This is a genomic window from Bacillus cereus group sp. MYBK108-1, assembly GCF_051917185.1.
In the GTDB taxonomy this organism is placed as follows: domain Bacteria; phylum Bacillota; class Bacilli; order Bacillales; family Bacillaceae_G; genus Bacillus_A; species Bacillus_A cereus.
In genome coordinates this window covers 136,097-152,813 of sequence record NZ_JBQAHZ010000010.1, presented here as the reverse complement: position 1 = coordinate 152,813, position 16,717 = coordinate 136,097, and the positions used below count along the sequence as shown (strand labels likewise).

The following is a 16,717-nucleotide window of genomic DNA, read 5'->3' as shown; positions in this document are numbered from 1 at the left end:
ATTGGGAGGAATGATAAATGGCTAATTTTGAAGATTTTTTAAATTTGGATTTGAGAATTGGAACTGTAATACATGCAGAGGAATTTAAAGAAGCGAGAGTACCAGCGATTAAACTAGCAATAGATTTTGGAGAAATCGGGATAAAGCAGTCAAGTGCTCAAATTACGAAAAGGTATATTCCAGAAGATTTAATCGGTCAACAAATCGTTGCTGTTGTAAACTTTCCACCAAAGCGTGTAGCTGGATTCAAATCAGAAGTGCTTGTGCTTGGTGGTGTTCCTGAAGCTGATGATGTTGTGTTACTTCAGCCTAATATGGAATTGCCAAATGGAACAAAAATTAGCTAGGGTGAAGGTAGGGGCTAATATGGATATCGGACGAGAATATTTGCAATGTGCGATTTCGAACTTTAAAGCAACAAAGAAACAAGGGGAACGGGCACTTTCTCAATTATCATATGAACAAATACAATGGTCTTCTCATGAAGAAACAAATAGTATAGCGATTATTATTAAGCATCTGCACGGTAATATGCGTTCTAGATGGACGGATTTTTTAACGTCTGATGGTGAAAAAACAGATCGTAATCGAGATGGTGAATTTGAAGGATGCTATCATTCAAAAGAAGAAACCCTTATAGCTTGGCAAGAAGGATGGAAATATGTTTTTAATACGATGAATACTTTAACGCCGGAACACTTATTGAAGACGGTATACATTCGCGGTGAAGCACATACTGTCATGCAAGCAATTGAAAGGCAAATTTCTCATTATGCATTGCATATTGGTCAGATTATTTACATTGGGAAGATGTTAAAAGAAAATGAGTGGGAATGTTTAAGTATTCCGAGAGGTCAGTCTGCGCGTTATGTAGAGAAAAAACGTTCAACATAATAATAAGAAAGAAACCGATAAAAAATAGGAAAAAAGAAAGTCAGCCAAATAATAGATGGTTCTGTAATCATAAGAATACTGCCAAAAATAAGTCCATATATAATAAGAAAGAAATTGAAAAGTGTATTCACAGGGAGAAATCGTGAGATAAACACTTGCTGTCGTTTAAAACAATCACTGTGAAATAAATAAAAGCGGAAGTACCATGTGGCTGTAATAAGGTCTTTCTTTCTCACAATTCTTTTTTTGCATGTATGACAGATAAGTGGTGGTTGCATTTCATTACGCTCCATTTTTTATTTTCATAATAATGTGAGACAAAAGTAGGTACAAAGTGTATGTTCCTATATACGCTCCTGCAATAAGGAAAAATGGATTCAGTAAAATTCCATGAATGCTCGTCATGAAAACTAAATCTTGTATTAAAACATCGTATATATTAATGGAAATAATTGTACCAAGTACATATAGTGCCAAGTACGCAGAAATATGTAGCACAATAGAGATTTTTGGTTGCTTAGCGGACAAATAAAAAATGAATGATAGAGCGATTGGTAATATTCCTATTAATAGCTTCAATTCATTTCACCTCATTAACAATATAGCCGAAATTTTAACGGTCTATTCTCTAGGGCTTGTACATAACTTGAAATAGAGAGGTGATAGTATGAATCGGGGCTTTTTTTTTATGAAGTTTACAAATATGCGTAAGTTAGTTTTATTTGTTATTACTACAGTGCTAGCGACTTTTTTTCTTATTAGTCTGATGGTAACCTCTATGAAAGAGACAAAGTCAACGTATTTATATAATTGGTTAAATGAGTTATCGATGAATGGTTACATGTATGTACTTGGAAAAGAGAATCATTATTTTACACAGGAGTATCGAAATTTGAATCAAGATTTTTCAATTTCTTCTTTTCTCTTTTCTATGGCTACAAATATTCGCTTTAATGATGTACGCAGTTTTGTCGGGAAAGAGCTCCCGGGATTTGGTAAGTACGATACAGAAATTGTTATTGCGGGTGAGGGTACAAATTATTCTAACTTACCGATAGAGTCGAGTGTTCCTCTTGAAGAAGTAGTGAAGGAACGGACTAGTGGAACTGGACAAGCACCTAAACAAGATACGAATAAAGAGAAAAAACAGCCGTCCCAAACGACTGGGAAGAGACAAGTTGCGTTTATTTATCATACACATAGCTGGGAATCTTATTTACCTTTACTTAACTTAACGAATGACCCGAATCCGAATAAAGCAACGAGTTCTGTGTCGAATATTTCTATATTAGGAGATCGTTTCCGTGAACAACTAGAAGGTGAAGGGATTGGGGCTACTAACGATAAGAGTGATGTTGGTCAAAAGTTAATAAGTAAAGGTTTAAACAGTAATAGTTCGTATAAAATGTCACGAGAAATTGTGCAGCAAGCTATGGCTGGAAATAAAGATCTTCAATACTTTTTTGATTTGCATCGTGATAGTGCCCGAAAGAATGTAACGACAAAAACAATTGGAGATAAATCATATGCAAAGCTTGCATTTGTAGTAGGGAAAGGAAATAAAAACTATGAAAAAAACTTACAATTAGCGACAGCTTTACATGAGGCGATTAATAAGAAATATCCAGGAGTGAGCCGTGGGGTCATTCAAAAAGGGTTTCAGACAGGAAATGGAATCTATAATCAAGACCTATCAGGACAAGCGATATTAATAGAAGTTGGCGGTGTAGATAATACAGAGGAAGAATTGAATCGATCAATTGATGCACTTGCTAAAGCATTTGGTGAATATTTTTGGCAGGCAGAAAAAGTGAATGGATAAAGTGAAATTTAAATTGGTGAGAGACCTCACCTGATGAGGAGGAATTCACAGTATTTTTGAAAAAACGTAAGTGTAATGCTTGCGTTTTTTCTTTGTAATGATGAGACGTCACAGAATAGACATAATTTGTCGTTGTTATAGTAATATCGAAATTTGTCAATTTATAGCAGGAGATTTACAAAGGGATTTTCAGGAAAGTAGAGAAAATCTTTTTATAAGGAAAACTTTTTATTATGAAACTGGTAGGGTGATTGAAGTGATTAGGGAGATCGAAATAGAAGATGCATCATCATTTTTGCAATTAAGTAAGCAATTAGATGAAGAAACGAAGTTTATGTTATATGAACCAGGAGAAAGAAAAACTACAGCTGAGCAACAAGAAAAAATGATCCATCGCTTTATAGAAAATGAATATACAACAATATTTGTAGCAGTTGAAGATGAGAGGATAGTAGGTTTTATATTAGTGAATGGAAATAACATTCAAAGAAAGAGGCATGTGGCAACCATTGTAATTGGTATTTTGCAAGAGTATAACGGGCGAGGTATTGGGACGAGATTGTTTAAAGAGGTTGAGAAGTGGGCAAAATTACATGATGTATGGCGTTTAGAATTAACAGTAATGGCCCACAATACAAGAGCTCAGGCACTATATAAAAAAGCTGGATTTGAGAAAGAAGGTGTCAAAAAAGCTGCTCTTATTATCGATGGAAAGGGCATCGATGAGTATGAAATGGCCAAATTATTAAAATAAGAGGTCGTTATATGAAAAAAAGATGGGCACTACTTGGTATTGTAGCTGCAATAATTATTATTGGAGTAGCAGGAATCAATTATAAAATGTATAAGGATAAGCAGGCGCGGGAAGTAAGTGTAAATAGCATATTTCCGAAAGCGAAAGAAACGATTGCTAATATGGATGGGGATATTGCGGTAATTAATAATCCGAATTCAATGCTTGTACTTGTAAATAAAAGTAGGCGTTTACCAGATGGGTATAGACCGCCAGATTTAGTTATTCCGAAAGTGCGCTACTCTAGTGAAGGTGATCAAGAAAAGAAAAAGATGAGAAAAGAGGCAGCGAGGGCGCTTGAGGATATGTTTCAGCAGGCTGACAACGAGCGTATTTTTCTTTTTGCAGTTTCTGGATTTAGATCTTTTGATCGACAAAAAGCATTAAATACGATGTATAAAAAACAAGACGGGGAAGCAAAAACAGCAATGTCTAGCGCGGTTCCTGGCACAAGTGAGCATCAAACTGGACTAGCTATGGATATTACGTCTCAATCTGCTAAATTTCAGTTAGAGACAGTTTTTGGGGAAACGAAAGAAGGTCAGTGGCTTTCTGAAAATGCCCATAAATTTGGTTTTGTGGTTCGATACACAAAAGCGAAAGAAACGATTACGGGCTATCGGTATGAACCATGGCACGTAAGGTATGTGGGAAATCCACAAGCTACATATTTGTATGATAATCAACTGACACTTGAAGAAGTAACAGAGTGAACAATTGAGGGGAGAGACGTACAATGACGATGTTATATAAGAAAAAAGTACATGCATATATTACAAGAGAACAAGAGGGGGTTATGCAATTACTTGTTTTTAAACATCGTGATATACATGAAGCTGGTATTCAAGTGCCAGGGGGAACGGTTGATGAAGGTGAAACGTTAGAAGCTGCTATATTGCGTGAAGTACAGGAAGAATCCGGATTGCGTCATTTATGCATAGAGCGTTTTTTAGCAGATTACATTATACATATGAAAGAAAAACAGGAGTATGAAAAACGCCACTTTTTCCATGTAACTTTACTAACAGATGTAAAGGATACTTGGGAACATATTGTAAGTGCTGGTGAGGAAGATAAAGGATTGGTATTTTGCTACGAATGGGTTGATATTGTAAAATGCCCTGAATTAGCTGGAAAACAAGGTGAGTTTTTACATTTATTAGATAAAGTATACGCACAGTAATGTAAGAGTCTGAAGCGAAGATTAATCCGTTTCAGACTTTTTTTATTTTTCGGGAAATTAAAGGTGTTTAAATAAGGATATTGAATTTCTTTAAAGGGATATTAATTTAGGATGTGTTGAGATGAAAAATTGAAAAAGTAAGGGGTATATGCTAAAAAAGTTCATATAAGGGAGAATATAAATGGAAATTCAGTTTAATCCAATCTTAAAAAAGGAATTAACAATTCAAGATATTCAAAATGAAATGGAATCTGGAAAGCTAACTTCAAAAGAGCTAGTGATGTATTATCTCTATAGAATCGCAAAGTATGATCAAGACGGGCCGAAAATCAATTCAATTTTAGAAATTAATCCAGATGCTATTTTTATTGCAGAAGCGTTAGATTATGAAAGAAAGACAAACGGCGTAAGGGGACCATTGCATGGAATACCTGTTTTGCTTAAGGATAATATTGAAACGAATGACTTCATGCATACAAGTGCAGGTACAATAGCTCTAGAACAAAATATAAGCAGTGAAGATGCATTTCTCGTTACTAAACTGCGAGAAGCAGGGGCAGTGATAATAGGAAAAACGAATATGACAGAATTAGCAAATGCAATGTCTTTTGAAATGTGGGCTGGATATAGTGCAAGAGGTGGTCAAACAATCAATCCATATGGAACGGGCAAGGATCATATGTTTGTTGGCGGATCTAGTACAGGATCTGCAATAGCAGTTGCTGCTAACTTTACAGTAGTATCTGTTGGGACAGAAACCGATGCTTCTATTTTGAGCCCCGCTGTTCAAAATTCTGTAGTAGGTATTAAACCGACTGTCGGTTTAATTAGTCGTAGAGGAATTATTCCATTTACTTATTCGCAAGATACAGCTGGACCATTTGCTAGAACGGTAACCGATGCTACTATTTTGCTAGGGAGTTTAACTGGAGTGGATGAGAAAGATGTAGTTACTCACAAAAGTGACGGTAGGGCATATCGGGATTATACATCTTACCTTGATGCAAATGGTTTAAATGGAGCGAAGATTGGTGTGTTTAACGATGCACCAAAAGATTATTACGAAAATGGTGAGTATGATGAAATCTTGTTTAAGGAAACGATCCAAGTATTACGTAATGAAGGAGCGACAGTAGTAGAAAATATTGATATTCCTTCTTTTCATAGAGAATGGAGCTGGGGAGTTCCGCTTTATGAGCTGAAGCATAGTTTAGATAACTATCTTTCTAAATTACCTTCTACTATCCCGGTACATTCTATTTCGGAGTTAATGGAGTTTAATAAAAACATAGCAGAAAGAGCTTTAAAATATGGACAAACTAAGTTAGAGGGAAGAAAAGATTTTCCTAATACGTTACGAAATCCAGAATATTTAAATGCGAGATTAGAAGATATATTTTTTTCTCAAGAACAAGGCATTGATTTTGCATTGGAAAAATATAATCTTGATGCGATACTGTTTCCTTCCTATATAGGTTCTACTATATGTGCGAAAGCGGGTTATCCGTCTATAGCAATACCGGCAGGGTATATGGAAAGCGGGAGGCCTTTTGGAATTACCATTGCAAGCACTGCATTTAGTGAAGGGATATTAATTAAATTAGCTTATGCTTTTGAACAAGCGACAAAGCATAGAAAAATCCCCAACTTATCATGAATAGAATAAACAAAGAGGACAGGGATCCCTGTCCTCTTTGTTTTAGTGATTAAAGTGAAATATCGTTCTGCTCTGTCTTATGATATTTTAATAAACTAAAAGATAAACAAGCGGAACATAAAATAAGAATAGAAGCGATGATATAAATTGTACGAACACCGAACATATCAGTAATAATGCCAATGCTAAGCATAGATAGTCCAGAGGCTGTTGAAAGAAGTGCGCCATGTGCTGTATACATTTTGGATAATAAAGCAGGGGCAACACTTGATTGTAAAACAGTCGTTTGGGAAATATCTCTAATTTGATAACATGGTCCCATTAGAACACATAGAAAAAGCGCAATAAATCCACTGCTCGTCATACCATATAAAAATGTAAGAATGCTAAATATAAGAGAGCTAATCGACATAGATCGTATTAAATTGTTTTGAATATAGGAACTCATTTTCCATGCTAATAGACCACCGATTAACGTGCCAACATAATAACTTGTATTAATATATCCCCACCATTCTTCGCCCTTATGAAGGATAGTCGTAACGTATGCCATCGTAATAGCACCAATCCATATTGTCCCTGCGAAAGTTTCGATTAAGTCCATATATGTAACGGTACGGAGAGAAGGATTTTGAAATAGGAGTTTCCAACCTTCCAATAAAACAGTACTTTTGGAAGAGGGAGAATCTGCTATTCTTTCAGTATGTATGGAACGTAATGAAAAATGTAATGCAATGCATCCGAAAATCATTAAAATGTTATTAATCATGAGTGTAGAAGTAGCGCCAATGAGAAGAACGACAATACTCGTAAATGAATAAGCAACGGCTTGCACAATTTGTGTTGAAAAGGAAAAGATACTATTTACTTTTACTAATTTTTCTTTCGGTGTAAGGCGCGGAAGAATACCGTATAATAATGGAGCACTCCACCCGCTACATAATGAAATGACAAAAATAAAAGTTAATAGAGCTATAATGTTTGTGGATAAGACCGGGAACAAAATCATTAATAATAGTAAAAAGACTGTTTTCAACCATTGGAGCGTATATAACAGCGTATAAGATGGAAAACGATTTATCATAAGTGGTGCAGAGATGTTAGCAATTAGATTTGTGATAACTTGTAATAATGGAAAAAGAGCAGTAATAGTAGCTGATTTAGTTGCTATATAAATATGAGTTGTAATAATCGTTACATATACGATGTCAGCGAGAGTAATGCATATTTTGGAACCTAAATAGTAGATTAGTGACAGGTTTCTCAATAAGAATATCACCTCTATAAAAAAAGTATTTAGTAATTGTAATAATTGTAATTTAAAAATTAAAATTTTTAAAGAATTTAATTTTTTGTCACTTTTTGAAAGGGAATTTCATGTATAATGAAGAATATATTGATATAGTATTATATTAATGATCATTGTAACAGTGAATATGTACAATAGCTTGTAGCAAACGTCCAAGTGTAAGAAAGGGCGGATAAACCATTCTTTTCTTCATATACATATAGAAAATGAGAAAGAAAGTGAGGGTTGCATATGGCTGCTTGGGTAATTTGGTTTATAATAGCTGGTATTTTATTTATCGCGGAAATGTTGTCGATTACATTTTACATGCTTTGGCTTGGAATTGGAGCTGTTGTCGGAGGTCTTATTGCTTTGTTTGCTCCTGATGCACTACTGTTACAAGTTACTGTTGGTGCAATTGTAAGTTTAACTTTGACATTCTTTACGAAAAGAATTTCAAAAAACTTTCGAGAAGCAAAAGGTTTTACTGATACAGTAGATATGCTTGTTGGTAAAAGAGGGATTGTTATGCAAGCGATTACAAATGAAGCGAATGGTATTGTGAAGGTGGATGGAGATACTTGGACAGCTATTGCAGATTCTTCAATTGATGCTGGAGAAAAAGTCGTTGTTATAAAGAGGCATAGTACTATATTACAAGTGAAAAAGGAGAGTGAATAAATATGGTAGCATTAACGTTAACGATTATATTCGCACTAATTGTAGTTACATTTATCGCATTAACAATTAAAATTATTCCTCAGCAAAAAGTTGGGGTTGTTGAAAGATTTGGTAAGTTTCAACGTATAATGCACCCAGGGTTAAATATTTTAATACCAATTGTAGATCGTGTTCGTGTATATCATGACTTACGCATTCAACAAACGAATGTACCACCGCAAAAGGTAATTACGAAAGATAATGTTCAAGTAGAAATTGATACAATTATTTTCTATCAAATTGTTGAACCAGAACTTGCGACATATGGTATTTCAAACTATGAATATGGTGTTCGTAATATTACTTCAGCAACGATGCGTCAAATCATCGGTAAAATGGAACTGGATGAAACGTTATCTGGTCGTGAAAAAATTTCAACAGAAATTCGCTTAGCGCTTGATGAAGCAACAGAAAAATGGGGCGTACGTATTGAACGTGTCGAAGTTGTTGATATTAACCCGCCAAAAGATGTGCAAGCATCAATGGAAAAACAAATGAAGGCTGAGCGTAATAAACGTGCGATTATTTTAGAAGCTGAAGCAGCAAAACAAGATAAAGTCCTTCGCGCTGAAGGAGAAAAGCAAAGTAAAATCTTGATGGCTGAAGGGGATAAAGAAGCACGTATTCGCGAAGCTGAAGGTATAAAAGAAGCAAAAGAATTAGAAGCACAAGGGGAAGCACGAGCAATTGAAGAAATTGCAAAAGCAGAACAAAATCGTATTGAATTGCTTCGTGAAGCGAATTTGGATGAGCGTATACTTGCTTACAAATCATTTGAATCATTAGCTGAAGTTGCAAAAGGACCAGCAAATAAAGTCTTTATTCCGTCTAATGCAATTGAAACACTTGGTACTCTTGGGGCAATTGGAGAAATATTTAAAGAAAAACAAGCGAAGAAACTACCTTCAAATGATACAGGAAAAGAACAATAAAAGTGAGGAAGAGAAATGGTATACCATTTCTCTTTTTTTTGTGCGTATATTCTGAAAAGCTTGTACATATCCATGTATAAAGAAGGTGATGCAGTGAAAAAGTATGCAACTCGAATACATGGGAAGAAGCTGATTTCGTTACTCCTTTTATATGCGCTAATAGTAATTATGATAGCGTCGATTTTGACGTCATTTTTACATACAATGAAATCGAATTATGCAAATCAATGGTTTGGAAAAGTATCGATGCAAGGTTTTGTTCAAATGATAGAAAGTGAGAATCGCTATTACGGATTTGATTATTTTAAGAAGAATAAAAGAGAGTCAGTTGGGAATTTAATGTTCTCTATCGCGACAGATTTGAAAATTAAAGATTTAAGAACATTCGTCGGTAAAGAAGTACCTGGTATGTCAAAGTATTATTCTAATATTATCGTAGCTGGGGAAGGGACAAACTTGACAAATATCCCAAATGAATCTAGTGTACCGATTGAAGAAGTAACGAAAGAACGGGAAATAGCAAAAGATAAAGTTACAGAAGCGGAAAAGAATAATCCGGTTCAGAAAAAGAACGGAGCGAAAAAAGGTGAAAGTGCAGTATATATTTATCATACACATAGCTGGGAATCCTTCTTTCCATTATTACCAGGGGCAACTGATCCATCTAGCCCAGATGTAAATGTGTCTTTACTAGGGAAACGTATGAAAGAGCAACTTGAAGGACAAGGAATTCCGGTAGTTCATGATAAAACGAATATGGGTGATTTATTAGCGAGTAAAAAGTGGGTATGGTATCAGTCATATAAAGCGTCTCATGAATATGTAAAAGAAGCATTAGCACAAAATAATAAAATTGCGTTTCCGATTGATATACACCGTGACGATCAGCGTAAGAAAGTAACAACAAAAGTAATTAACGGAAAATCGTATGCAAGATTATATTTTATAATTGGGATGGAAAATGAAGGCCGTGCTGAAAATGAAAAAATTGCAAGAGCGATCAATAGTTATTTAGATGAAAACTATTACGGATTAAGTAGAGGGATTTTTCCAAAGTATAAAAAAGATGGAAATGGCGTTTATAACCAAGATTTATCGAAAAATGCGATGTTAATTGAAGTTGGTGGTGTTGATAATACGTTAGATGAATTATATAACACAATTGATGTGTTAACAGAAGCGTTTAGTAAATATTATTGGAATGATGCGGAAAAAGTGAATGGATGAGGGACGGGAGACCGTTCCTTTTTTATTTTGGAATCTTAAAATGTGATATAATGGAATTTTATGAATGTTAAATAAAGGGAGAGAGAAACATGCAAATACTACTAATACGCCACGGAGAATCAGAAGCTGATATTTTACATGTGCATGAAGGTCGAGCTGATTTTGAGTTAACTGACAAAGGGAGACAACAAGTACAAAGACTTGTACAGAAAGTGAAAAAAGATTTTGCACCAGATTTCATTTGGGCAAGCACATTAAAACGCGCTCGTGAAACGGGTGAAATATTAGCAGAAGCAATTGGTTGTCCAATTCAATTAGAAGAGGAATTAATGGAGTTTAATAATGGAGTGCAAGCAGGCTTATCATTTGAAGAAGCAAAGAAATATCCAGAGCCAAAGTTTCTTCATGATCGTTTTGAAAACGGGGAATCGTTTATTGAGTTTCGAATGAGAATAGAAGGAATCTTTTCTAAAATCTTGACAGAGAATACATATGACCGAATTGCAATTGTTGCCCATGGGGGCGTAATTAATAGTCTATTACGTGCATTTTTCAAAATGCCAATTTCAATGGACTACTATTTCAAAATGGGAGATACGGGAATAAGTTTAATTGAAATTGAGGGTGAACAAAAAACGGTGCATTTCATTAATGATACGAATCATTTGGACGGGATGTAAAGACTTATGTACAAAGTTGTATTTTTCGATGTTGACGGTACGTTATTAAGTGAGATTGATAGAAGCATGCACGAAAGTACAAAAGAAGCGGTACAAAGATTAATAGATAAAGGAATTCACGTAGTTGTTACAACTGGAAGACCATATAGTTTATGCTCACAATTTAAGGAACTAGGTATAAATACGTTTATTTCAGCAAATGGTGCACATATAAAATGTGGGAAAGAAGTTATACATAAATCAGTACTTTCAAGCGAAATCGTTCATGATATTTCAAATTTTGCTGAATTACATGGTCACAGTGTTTCTTACTTTACAGAAGAATTTGCAATGAATAATATTGCTTCCAAAGATGAACGTGTCATGCGAGCGTTAAATGAAACCTTAAATTTAGAGCAGTATCCTGACAAAGTTAGAAACTTATCAGATGAGATGTATTGCATATGTCTGTATGCTGATGATACAGAAGCTCAAAAATTCATTGAAAGATATCCAGCACTTACGTTTGAGCGTTTTCATGGTTACGTTATAAATGTATTGGAAGATAGTAAAGTATCGAAGCTAACTGCAATTCAAAAAGTATTGGAACATTTAAACATTAGTAAATTAGAAGCCATTGCTTTTGGCGATGGTGGAAATGATATTGAGATGTTGCAGTATGTAGGATTAGGAGTTGCGATGGGAAATGGTGGAGAGGAGTTGAAGAGAAGGGCTGATTTCGTTACAACGAAGGCGAGTGAAGGCGGAATTTCTTATGCCTTAAAGAAGTTGCGCATTATTTAAAACTAATAGTTAGTCAGTGTGAAAAATCCTGTTTTATTAATGGCTTTTGTTAATATGTATACTGTTTTAGGGAATTATTTGAGCTCTCCTACTTACAATTTAACTGCAGAACAAATCCTTTATTTTCGCTTAGCAGGGCTGTTTGGTATGTTGCTCTCACCACTTGCAGGTCGTTTAACAAAGAGGTTTGAAGTAAGGAAAGTTCTTTAAGGAGGATTGTTGATTGCTATTTTTAGTCTAAGTTCAATAGGCTTTGTTTCGTATCTATCTCTACTTGTAATGATGAGTGTCTGTTTTGTAATAGGTATTGTTATATCCGTTCCGTCTTTAGTTTCTCTTGTAGGTCAATTAGGAGGGAAAACAAGGGGAATAGCAGTATCTATTTATACTTTTATTTTATTTTTAGGTACTAGTATAGGACCTATCATTTCTATTTATCTTATGAAAATAGGAGGTTATGCTCAAACATTTATTTTATTAGGAATGATACTTTTTATTGGTTTTGTAGCTTCTCTATTTATAATTAATGAATGAGTGGAAAATCACTCAAATAAAGGAATGCGAGGATCGTTCATATGCTCGCATAATAAAATATGAATTTGTCCACGATGATGATAAAAGTGTGCAACGATTTCAAGTAACCATTCAAAGCGCGAATAAGAAATACCCCAATAGGCAGTCATAACTTCTGCTAATTCTATTTGGGAGTAGGAAAGAAATGTTTTAGAGAGAAGGTTGTAACCTTCAATCATCGTTTGTTGCATGTGAGCAACTGTTACGGGGGTACGTTCTATATAAAAGGTATGTAATTCTTTTTCTGGAATACCATTTAAAATGAGTAAATCAGCATGACAAATAAGAGAAAGATGTGCACACATTTCAAATAATGATCGTTTTGAGTGAATCGGTTGTATTTTTAAATCGTTTTCACTATATTGGTTAAGCATATCAATAGAAGTATCAATAGCAACTTTTAGTTGATGCAATGCAGATTGAACAAACATTGTAATTCTCCTCGTCTCCGTATATAATAGTTTCTTGAGGATATTATATCATACTCAAAATTCCGAAAATTCTAGTAGTTTGACTAGCATAATGAAAAGTATTATATTGTAAAAGGTCATATGAAACGTGAAATAGAATGGAATGCAATTATTGAGTTAGGAGTTAGACCAATGAGTTTGAAATATGGAAGAGATACAATTGTAGAAATTGACTTAAATGCTGTAAAACATAATGTAAAAGAATTTAAAAAACATGTAAATGATGAAGAAATTAAGATGATGGCTGCTGTAAAAGCGAATGGGTATGGCCATGGGGCAGTTGAAGTTGCCAAAGCTGCAATTGAAGCAGGAATACATCAACTTGCAGTTGCATTTGTAGATGAAGCAATAGAATTAAGAGAAGCAGGAATTACTGTGCCGATTTTAATTTTAGGATACACACCAGTAGCGGCTGTAGAAGATGTAATTCAATATGACGTTATGATGACTGTTTATAGAGTAGAAGATTTACATGGTATAAATGAAATTGCAAACCGTCTTCAAAAGAAAGTACAAATTCAAGTGAAAATTGATACAGGAATGAGTCGTATCGGTTTACAAGAAGAAGAAGTTAAACCATTTTTAGAAGAATTAAACCGTATGGAGTATGTAGAGGTAGTAGGGATATTTACGCATTACTCTACGGCAGATGAAATCGATAAATCATATACGAATATGCAAACAAGTTTATTTGAAAAAGCTGTTAATACAGCGAAAGAATTAGGAATTCAAATACCATATATTCATAGTTCAAATAGTGCGGGATCAATGGAATTAAGTAACACATTTCAAAATATGGTACGCGTTGGAATAGGAGTGTACGGTATGTATCCGTCAAAAGAAGTGGATCATTCAGTCGTTTCTTTACAGCCTGCGTTGTCGTTAAAATCAAAAGTAGCTCATATTAAACATGCGAAGAAGAATCGTGGTGTAAGTTATGGGAATACGTATGTAACAACTGGTGAAGAATGGATTGCGACTGTACCAATTGGTTATGCTGATGGTTATAATCGTCAATTATCTAATAAAGGCTATGCGTTAATTAACGGGGTTCGAGTACCTGTTATTGGCCGTGTTTGTATGGACCAGTTAATGTTGGATGTTTCAAAAGCGATGCCAGTACAAGTAGGAGACGAAGTAGTATTCTACGGTAAACAAGGTGAAGAAAATATCGCAGTAGAAGAAATAGCGGATATGTTAGGTACAATAAACTATGAAGTTACATGTATGCTAGATAGAAGAATTCCGCGTGTCTATAAAGAAAATGACGAAACAACTGCAGTTGTAAATATATTAAGAAAAAACTGAATCATTTCGATTCAGTTTTTTTTATTTTTTTTATTCATATCAAATGCGAATATACCCTCGTTATGTAATACGGAGTAAACTTTGTGAAACACACTTTTTAGTTCATCTAAATTAAACTATCACCGGCAGAGATGACCAGTCCCGCAACAAAGATCTAATATATGAGAGTAGGGAAGAGCATCTTGTAAAACGAGGCTGGGTAGGAGGATTCAACAAAATGTCCCCAATGTTCATTATAGATGTCTGCTAAAATATCATAATTAGAATAAATTGTTTTTTTAACATATATATTCACCTAAAAATTCATTAAATTATAATAGTCATGCCTCGTTTTAATTTCAAAACCACATTGTGTATATAGTTTTAAAGCGTGGATATTTTTCGTTTCGACGTCTAATTCAATTGTTGAAACTCCTTCTGTAATAAGGGTATGTACTACTATATTACAAAGAATATCTTTTCCGTATCCTTTACCTTGATAAGAAGGATGAACGGCGAATCCTGATAGTGTAGTAGATTGCTCTTGTTTAGAAACTGTAATTGTTCCTATCACTTTTTCAGCAATAAGGGCACTGTAAACTTGATGGGAAGATGAATTCATCATTTTTTGTAACCATGCAGTCGTATTTTCTACTGAATCACCAAAAGCTTTACTAGAAATTTTAATAAGATCAAGAAGTGATTCTGAAGTTGCAAGAGTAAGCTGTATATTATTATCTGTTGTTTTTTGAATTTCGTTTGTTTTGCACTCCATACTATATTCACTATATAAATATGGTAACTTCATATGTTTTACAAATTCATTCCCAGAAATAGAATCCCCATTAATAATAAGAAGAGCTTCATCTGTCTCTCTATTTTGTATTTCTTTCATTGCAGTTTGTAAAAGGATAGTTCCGAAACGTTGTTTTCTAAAATGAGGATGTACAAAGCCTATTAGTTCAAGCTTTGTTGGTCTTTCGAAATCATACATATTTAAAGCGCCAATTAATTGAGTACCGTTATAAAGAAGAAAATCGTTTATATAATCTTCATTTCGATTTTTTAAAAAGTTGATATGTAAATCTGAAGAGTAATCAAGATTGTCTTGTTGCCCACAAATATAAGCCAAATCCTTCATTTGCTGTATTTCACTTTCTGTTACAGAACGCTTTTTCTGAATATCCATTGTATACTCCCTCTCATTCGTATTTAAAAATAGGATGGGTGACTTAACCATTTTTTTAATTCCACATTACCTTGCACAGATAACAGTCGGTATAAATAACGATAAGGCTGTCTATATTCTTCTAAGTGAGGAATAGACATAATTGTTTCGTAACCACTTTTAAAGGCATGTGCTTCTTTTTCGGTAAGTACATATTCTAGTCCGATAAAATCAAGTTCTCGCGGAGCAACAGCGTAAGCTTCACTATCTACTAAACCCGTAATAGTTGTACCGTCAGATAAAAATTGAGTAGGATCCATATCAATTAAGACGAGTGTAGATTCCTTTGGTACGGACAGGGAAGAAAGTTGTGATTCAAAAGTAGGGAATGCATTTTGTATGCTTTCATCATCGGAATAAAACATATTCACAAGCTCTTTACTCACGTTTAAAATATGTGATTGGAATTCATCTAGTGGAATTTGGAACGTGCCTGACGGATTTCCTATGAAATCCGCTTTAAATTTATGTATTTCTGCAAGTCCTTTTCCTAGGCTGAATAAAATAGAATCTGGTTGCTCGATAAAAGATTGAACTGTGTTACCTACTAACTTTTCGACCACCACAAATTCACGGCCATTTAAAACATGTTTTTCTAATATTTTTGGGATAGGAAGATTCGTATGTTCTTGCAGCAATGTATGTACCGTTTCTAAATGATGGACGTTCCTTGGATCAATTCCAAATAGATTTTTACATCCCCACCAAAAATCATTATTTGGTTCTTCATTCATTTTAGAAGCACGAACGATAATTTCTGTATCTTCTGTTTGAACGAGAAAAACATCACTTGCATGATCTTCATAACCTGGGTGCAAGGCTTGAACGGATAGAATAGGTGAATTGAATAGTTGTTGTAACATGAAAAAACTCCTTTTTCTGTAAATTCTATAAATTTATTATATAACAGATGATGTGTTATGAGGATAAAGATAAAAAGATTGAAAGCATACTTACATTTATAGTGAAAACTCATTAAAAATATTATATTTCTCTATTTTTGTATGAATTGTCTAAAAATAATAGTGGTAATACTTGAATGTAAGACTCGTATCTTTAAATTTATGAAGAGTAAAAGTAAGCATTCATTTATAAGATTGTGAATCACAATAATGTAGACTATAGAAAATATTTCTCAATAATAAAATGAAGAGAAAAGCATGAAGAAGTAGAATGCATT

19 protein-coding genes and 2 pseudogenes are annotated in these 16,717 nt (G+C 34.1%); 14 read left to right on the top strand and 7 right to left on the bottom strand.

Annotated elements, in window-relative coordinates; genetic code table 11:
• Window positions 1-17 precede the first annotated feature (17 nt).
• Together csaA and ACTFSL_RS16265 are read left to right on the top strand one after the other, a co-directional pair.
• A complete protein-coding gene (gene csaA / locus ACTFSL_RS16270; RefSeq protein WP_001263013.1) occupies window positions 18-347 on the top strand; it encodes a chaperone CsaA in 330 nt (109 codons plus the stop codon).
• A complete protein-coding gene (locus tag ACTFSL_RS16265) occupies window positions 328-894 on the top strand; it encodes a DUF1572 domain-containing protein (RefSeq protein WP_000435830.1) in 567 nt (188 codons plus the stop codon). The genes csaA and ACTFSL_RS16265 overlap by 20 nt, the downstream gene beginning before the upstream one ends.
• Here the strand turns inward: ACTFSL_RS16265 and ACTFSL_RS16260 are convergent.
• Window positions 867-1,172, bottom strand: a complete 306-nt coding sequence (locus tag ACTFSL_RS16260) for a permease (protein ID WP_119683215.1) — start codon at window positions 1,170-1,172, stop codon at window positions 867-869. The two genes, ACTFSL_RS16265 and ACTFSL_RS16260, sit on opposite strands and share 28 nt — an antisense overlap.
• Window positions 1,173-1,176: 4 nt before the next feature.
• The gene (locus tag ACTFSL_RS16255) at window positions 1,177-1,473 is read right to left on the bottom strand and encodes a hypothetical protein (RefSeq protein WP_000770738.1); all 297 of its coding nucleotides are present in this window, start codon (window positions 1,471-1,473) and stop codon (window positions 1,177-1,179) included.
• 88 nt (window positions 1,474-1,561) lie between these two features.
• On the opposite strand from ACTFSL_RS16255, the gene spoIIP (ACTFSL_RS16250) reads away from it, so the two are divergent.
• The 5 genes from spoIIP (ACTFSL_RS16250) to ACTFSL_RS16230 all read left to right on the top strand — a co-directional run bounded on the left by spoIIP (ACTFSL_RS16250) (window position 1,562) and on the right by ACTFSL_RS16230 (window position 6,349).
• Window positions 1,562-2,716, top strand: coding sequence for a stage II sporulation protein P (gene spoIIP / locus ACTFSL_RS16250; protein WP_001079278.1), 1,155 nt, complete (start codon window positions 1,562-1,564; stop codon window positions 2,714-2,716).
• Window positions 2,717-2,972: 256 nt separating this feature from the next.
• Window positions 2,973-3,470 (top strand): N-acetyltransferase family protein, encoded by a 498-nt coding sequence (locus tag ACTFSL_RS16245; RefSeq protein ID WP_440042056.1) that lies wholly within the window; start codon window positions 2,973-2,975, stop codon window positions 3,468-3,470.
• Between the two features lie 11 nt (window positions 3,471-3,481).
• Window positions 3,482-4,222, top strand: a complete 741-nt coding sequence (locus ACTFSL_RS16240) for a M15 family metallopeptidase (protein ID WP_000747647.1) — start codon at window positions 3,482-3,484, stop codon at window positions 4,220-4,222.
• Between the two features lie 23 nt (window positions 4,223-4,245).
• Window positions 4,246-4,692: an NUDIX hydrolase gene (locus tag ACTFSL_RS16235; protein WP_119683217.1), complete on the top strand. Its 447-nt coding sequence runs from the start codon at window positions 4,246-4,248 to the stop codon at window positions 4,690-4,692.
• 181 nt (window positions 4,693-4,873) lie between these two features.
• Window positions 4,874-6,349: an amidase family protein gene (locus ACTFSL_RS16230; protein WP_440042055.1), complete on the top strand. Its 1,476-nt coding sequence runs from the start codon at window positions 4,874-4,876 to the stop codon at window positions 6,347-6,349.
• A gap of 49 nt (window positions 6,350-6,398) precedes the next feature.
• On the opposite strand, the gene ACTFSL_RS16225 is transcribed toward ACTFSL_RS16230, so the two are convergent.
• Window positions 6,399-7,616: an MFS transporter gene (locus ACTFSL_RS16225; RefSeq protein WP_440042053.1), complete on the bottom strand. Its 1,218-nt coding sequence runs from the start codon at window positions 7,614-7,616 to the stop codon at window positions 6,399-6,401.
• A gap of 273 nt (window positions 7,617-7,889) precedes the next feature.
• Here ACTFSL_RS16225 and ACTFSL_RS16220 point away from each other — a divergent pair, with 273 nt between their 5' ends.
• The 6 genes and pseudogenes from ACTFSL_RS16220 to ACTFSL_RS16195 form a co-directional block, all read left to right on the top strand.
• The gene (locus ACTFSL_RS16220; RefSeq protein WP_000741976.1) at window positions 7,890-8,318 is read left to right on the top strand and encodes an NfeD family protein; all 429 of its coding nucleotides are present in this window, start codon (window positions 7,890-7,892) and stop codon (window positions 8,316-8,318) included.
• Between the two features lie 2 nt (window positions 8,319-8,320).
• Window positions 8,321-9,289 (top strand): SPFH domain-containing protein, encoded by a 969-nt coding sequence (locus tag ACTFSL_RS16215; protein ID WP_000226252.1) that lies wholly within the window; start codon window positions 8,321-8,323, stop codon window positions 9,287-9,289.
• A 15-nt stretch (window positions 9,290-9,304) separates the two neighbouring features.
• Window positions 9,305-10,516 (top strand): stage II sporulation protein P, encoded by a 1,212-nt coding sequence (spoIIP, locus tag ACTFSL_RS16210; protein WP_319006068.1) that lies wholly within the window; start codon window positions 9,305-9,307, stop codon window positions 10,514-10,516.
• An 89-nt stretch (window positions 10,517-10,605) separates the two neighbouring features.
• A complete protein-coding gene (locus ACTFSL_RS16205) occupies window positions 10,606-11,196 on the top strand; it encodes a histidine phosphatase family protein (protein ID WP_440042051.1) in 591 nt (196 codons plus the stop codon).
• 6 nt (window positions 11,197-11,202) lie between these two features.
• Window positions 11,203-11,979 (top strand): Cof-type HAD-IIB family hydrolase, encoded by a 777-nt coding sequence (locus ACTFSL_RS16200; protein WP_000278973.1) that lies wholly within the window; start codon window positions 11,203-11,205, stop codon window positions 11,977-11,979.
• 30 nt (window positions 11,980-12,009) lie between these two features.
• Window positions 12,010-12,513, top strand: a pseudogene (locus ACTFSL_RS16195) (MFS transporter); the annotation flags it as partial.
• Between the two features lie 8 nt (window positions 12,514-12,521).
• On the opposite strand, the gene ACTFSL_RS16190 reads toward ACTFSL_RS16195, so the two are convergent.
• Entirely contained in the window at window positions 12,522-12,983 is a 462-nt protein-coding gene (locus tag ACTFSL_RS16190; RefSeq protein ID WP_000497991.1) for a DinB family protein, read from the bottom strand.
• A gap of 171 nt (window positions 12,984-13,154) precedes the next feature.
• On the opposite strand from ACTFSL_RS16190, the gene alr reads away from it, so the two are divergent.
• Window positions 13,155-14,330, top strand: a complete 1,176-nt coding sequence (alr, locus tag ACTFSL_RS16185; RefSeq protein ID WP_002182683.1) for an alanine racemase — start codon at window positions 13,155-13,157, stop codon at window positions 14,328-14,330.
• Between the two features lie 32 nt (window positions 14,331-14,362).
• On the opposite strand, the pseudogene ACTFSL_RS16180 reads toward alr, so the two are convergent.
• The 3 genes and pseudogenes from ACTFSL_RS16180 to ACTFSL_RS16170 form a co-directional block, all read right to left on the bottom strand.
• Window positions 14,363-14,619: pseudogene (locus ACTFSL_RS16180) on the bottom strand (class I SAM-dependent methyltransferase); the annotation flags it as partial.
• 6 nt (window positions 14,620-14,625) lie between these two features.
• Window positions 14,626-15,498 (bottom strand): GNAT family N-acetyltransferase, encoded by an 873-nt coding sequence (locus ACTFSL_RS16175; RefSeq protein WP_440042050.1) that lies wholly within the window; start codon window positions 15,496-15,498, stop codon window positions 14,626-14,628.
• Window positions 15,499-15,521: 23 nt separating this feature from the next.
• On the bottom strand, window positions 15,522-16,400 hold the full coding sequence (locus ACTFSL_RS16170) for a nitrate reductase (protein WP_440042049.1): 879 nt from the start codon (window positions 16,398-16,400) through the stop codon (window positions 15,522-15,524).
• Window positions 16,401-16,717: the final 317 nt, after the last annotated feature.

What these genes read in the sequence shown, in the direction of transcription:
- csaA (WP_001263013.1), top strand. Translation starts at nt 18, where the DNA reads ATGGCTAATTTTGAAGATTTTTTAAATTTGGATTTGAGAATTGGAACT.
- ACTFSL_RS16265 (WP_000435830.1), top strand. Translation starts at nt 328, where the DNA reads ATGGAACAAAAATTAGCTAGGGTGAAGGTAGGGGCTAATATGGATATC.
- ACTFSL_RS16260 (WP_119683215.1), bottom strand. Translation starts at nt 1,172, where the DNA reads ATGCAACCACCACTTATCTGTCATACATGCAAAAAAAGAATTGTGAGA.
- spoIIP (WP_001079278.1), top strand. Translation starts at nt 1,562, where the DNA reads ATGAATCGGGGCTTTTTTTTTATGAAGTTTACAAATATGCGTAAGTTA.
- ACTFSL_RS16240 (WP_000747647.1), top strand. Translation starts at nt 3,482, where the DNA reads ATGAAAAAAAGATGGGCACTACTTGGTATTGTAGCTGCAATAATTATT.
- ACTFSL_RS16235 (WP_119683217.1), top strand. Translation starts at nt 4,246, where the DNA reads ATGACGATGTTATATAAGAAAAAAGTACATGCATATATTACAAGAGAA.
- ACTFSL_RS16230 (WP_440042055.1), top strand. Translation starts at nt 4,874, where the DNA reads ATGGAAATTCAGTTTAATCCAATCTTAAAAAAGGAATTAACAATTCAA.
- ACTFSL_RS16220 (WP_000741976.1), top strand. Translation starts at nt 7,890, where the DNA reads ATGGCTGCTTGGGTAATTTGGTTTATAATAGCTGGTATTTTATTTATC.
- ACTFSL_RS16215 (WP_000226252.1), top strand. Translation starts at nt 8,321, where the DNA reads ATGGTAGCATTAACGTTAACGATTATATTCGCACTAATTGTAGTTACA.
- spoIIP (WP_319006068.1), top strand. Translation starts at nt 9,305, where the DNA reads ATGGTATACCATTTCTCTTTTTTTTGTGCGTATATTCTGAAAAGCTTG.
- ACTFSL_RS16205 (WP_440042051.1), top strand. Translation starts at nt 10,606, where the DNA reads ATGCAAATACTACTAATACGCCACGGAGAATCAGAAGCTGATATTTTA.
- ACTFSL_RS16200 (WP_000278973.1), top strand. Translation starts at nt 11,203, where the DNA reads ATGTACAAAGTTGTATTTTTCGATGTTGACGGTACGTTATTAAGTGAG.
- ACTFSL_RS16190 (WP_000497991.1), bottom strand. Translation starts at nt 12,983, where the DNA reads ATGTTTGTTCAATCTGCATTGCATCAACTAAAAGTTGCTATTGATACT.
- alr (WP_002182683.1), top strand. Translation starts at nt 13,155, where the DNA reads ATGAGTTTGAAATATGGAAGAGATACAATTGTAGAAATTGACTTAAAT.
- ACTFSL_RS16175 (WP_440042050.1), bottom strand. Translation starts at nt 15,498, where the DNA reads ATGGATATTCAGAAAAAGCGTTCTGTAACAGAAAGTGAAATACAGCAA.
- ACTFSL_RS16170 (WP_440042049.1), bottom strand. Translation starts at nt 16,400, where the DNA reads ATGTTACAACAACTATTCAATTCACCTATTCTATCCGTTCAAGCCTTG.